This is a genomic window from Bdellovibrionales bacterium (assembly GCA_019750295.1).
Classification (GTDB): domain Bacteria; phylum Bdellovibrionota; class Bdellovibrionia; order Bdellovibrionales; family JAGQZY01; genus JAIEOS01.
In genome coordinates this window covers 1-2,529 of sequence record JAIEOS010000122.1, presented here as the reverse complement: position 1 = coordinate 2,529, position 2,529 = coordinate 1, and the positions used below count along the sequence as shown (strand labels likewise).

General features: G+C 47.3%; 3 protein-coding genes. 1 reads left to right on the top strand and 2 read right to left on the bottom strand.

The annotated features are described in order from the left end of the window. Together K2Q26_14935 and K2Q26_14930 are read right to left on the bottom strand one after the other, a co-directional pair. Window positions 1-209: hypothetical protein (locus tag K2Q26_14935; protein MBY0316813.1), on the bottom strand; the 209-nt coding region annotated here is incomplete at its 3' end. 85 nt (window positions 210-294) lie between these two features. After that, window positions 295-1,341 carry an A/G-specific adenine glycosylase gene (locus tag K2Q26_14930; protein MBY0316812.1) on the bottom strand — a complete coding sequence of 349 codons (1,047 nt, stop codon included), beginning with the start codon at window positions 1,339-1,341 and terminating at the stop codon, window positions 295-297. A gap of 78 nt (window positions 1,342-1,419) precedes the next feature. On the opposite strand from K2Q26_14930, the gene speB reads away from it, so the two are divergent. After that, entirely contained in the window at window positions 1,420-2,364 is a 945-nt protein-coding gene (speB, locus tag K2Q26_14925; protein ID MBY0316811.1) for an agmatinase, read from the top strand. Window positions 2,365-2,529: the final 165 nt, after the last annotated feature.

The window sequence follows — 2,529 nt, the reverse complement described above, 5'->3', positions numbered from 1 at the left end:
TTCGGAGAACGATACATCGTTGCAATATAGCGAGTTTTTTTCGGAGGCGCGGTCTGAATCCAATCACTCGAAGCGGTTTGAATTTCAAAACCCGACGGAGAGCGATAAACACCCAATTCCGGTTTGTACTTCCCGCCCGCCGACGGAATAGGAGCTGCGAAAGCGGTTTGTGCCAAAAGAATAAAAGGGATGAGAATTAAATGTTTCATAGACTTTGAGCTTACATTAGCCCGTCGATAAGGCAAGTCCAGCCTCGGGCAAAATTTGCCGGGACCTTTTAAAATCAGATTTGGTTTAGTTATTATTTAAGAGTTTCAAATGGTTGAGAGCTTTTAAAACAAGGTTATAGGGCGCCGTCTTTTTGACATCCTTGAGAGCGATCCATTCCAGGTCCGACGACGGCTCGACTTTCGTCGGCAACGTCTCAGGAAGCTGAATAAAGATTTCGTACTTCGTGATGCTGTGTTTGTAAGTAAAGTTTTTGGGTTTGTCTTTGATGACCTCGACCTTACCCGGGAAGATCTTCGCCTTCTTTAAAAAAGGAGCGTAGTTGTTTTCCGCGAGAGCGATTTTTCTATCCTTGACGAAGATCGAAGGAGTCCACAAAAGTCGGAGTCCCTCTTTCTTTTCTTTTCTTAAAGGGAGCTGATCTTGGAGACCTTGTCGACGGGCTTCACACCCCTTATTCCATGGGCAAAGAAAACAACTGGGACTTTTGGGTGTGCACATCGTTGCACCCATCTCCATCATCGCCTGATTGACGTTTTGGCTGTTGTTCGCCTGAGCCAATTCATCGGCCGCGGTTTGCAATCGATCTCTCCCCGCCGTGGACCACCACTCGATCTTTTCCCCGAGGTATCGACTGAGAGTGCGAATTACATTTCCGTCAAGCACTCCGACAGCCTCATCAAAAGCCAAACTGCTCACCGCGCGGGCCGTGTAAGGGCCAAAGCCAGGCAGCTCTATCAATTCGGAGTACGTCTTGGGAAAACCATTTTGAGATAAAAGCTGCGCGGCTTTATGAAGATTTCGCGCGCGAGAGTAATAACCTAAGCCCGCCCACGCCTCTAAAACTTGAGGCAGCGGAGCATCCGCTAATTGGTCGACGGTTGGGAATTTTTCCATAAAGCGGTGATAATAGGGAATCACGGCCTGCGAGGTCGTCTGTTGCAACATGACCTCCGAAATCCAGATCCTATAGGGATCACGACTTTTTCGCCACGGCAAATCCCGATGGTTATGGGCATACCAATCCACAAGGACTTGAGCGAGTTTTTTAGACTCGGGTAAAACGGGATTTTTACGCTCTCGGCTGTTTGTTTTTTTTACGGACTTCCCCATAGAGTGAGCGTAAACTTAATTCGGATTTTGGAAGTGAGCAAGCCACTTCACCGGACACCTAATAACGCAGGAGCGAAGATGGAATATAAACCAGTATCAGGGCGAGACCTCCCTCGATTTGCAGGAATCAAAACTTTCTTTAGGCTACCTCATGTTCCCATCAAGGCCGATTATGATATCGCACTGGTCGGCGTCCCATTTGATGGCTCACTTTCCTATCGCCCCGGCGCGCGCTTTGCCCCAGGAAAAATCAGAGAAATGTCGGCCCTCGGTCGAATCTATCACTGGGAACGTCAGATGACGTATATCGAAAAAATCAAAGTCGCAGATGTTGGTGACGTTCCGATTGTTCCCATCGACGTTATGAAAACTTATGAGATCATCGAAAAATATTTTTCAGAACTTCTTAAGAAAGATAAAAAATTTATCTCGGTCGGTGGTGATCACTCCACCACACTTCCCATTCTGCGCGCTTTAAATAAGAAATATAAAAAACCATTGGCAGTGATTCACTTTGATGCGCATTTAGATACTTACCCAGCGGCTTGGGGCTGCGAATACCATCACGGGGCCTTCATGCGCCACGCGATTGAAGAGGGCCTTGTCGATGGAAAAAAACTTTGCCAAGTGGGCATTCGTGGACCACTGGCTGGAAAAGATGATCTCGACTTTGTTAAAAAACACGGCGTCCATGTGGTCACAGTGAACGACATTCGTAATGCTCCACTGGAAAACATTGCGAAAAAAATTAATAAAATTATCGGAAAAGATCCGGCCTACATTACCTTCGATATCGACTGCCTTGACCCCGCTTACGCTCCCGGAACTGGCACTCCCGTCGTTGGTGGGCTGACCACTTACGAAACGCAAACCATTCTTCGGGGTTTGCGGGTTCCCAATATGGTCGGCGCCGATATCGTAGAAGTTTCCCCACCCTACGATCACTCGGATATTACGAGCTTAGCGGCCGTGGACACTCTCTTTGAGCTCTTAAATATCTACGCTGCCGATTCTAAAAAATAGCTACTGCATCGCCACTTTTTTAAGATACTCCATTTTAGCAAATGTGGCAGAGTCCTTATCGACGCTCGAAGGTGCTTTCGCTAAGCCGTCTTTCGCCACTTTTTGCGCCTCTTCTTTTTTACCTATGGATTCAAGAATCTCCGCAAGCAAGGCCGCAGTATAAAT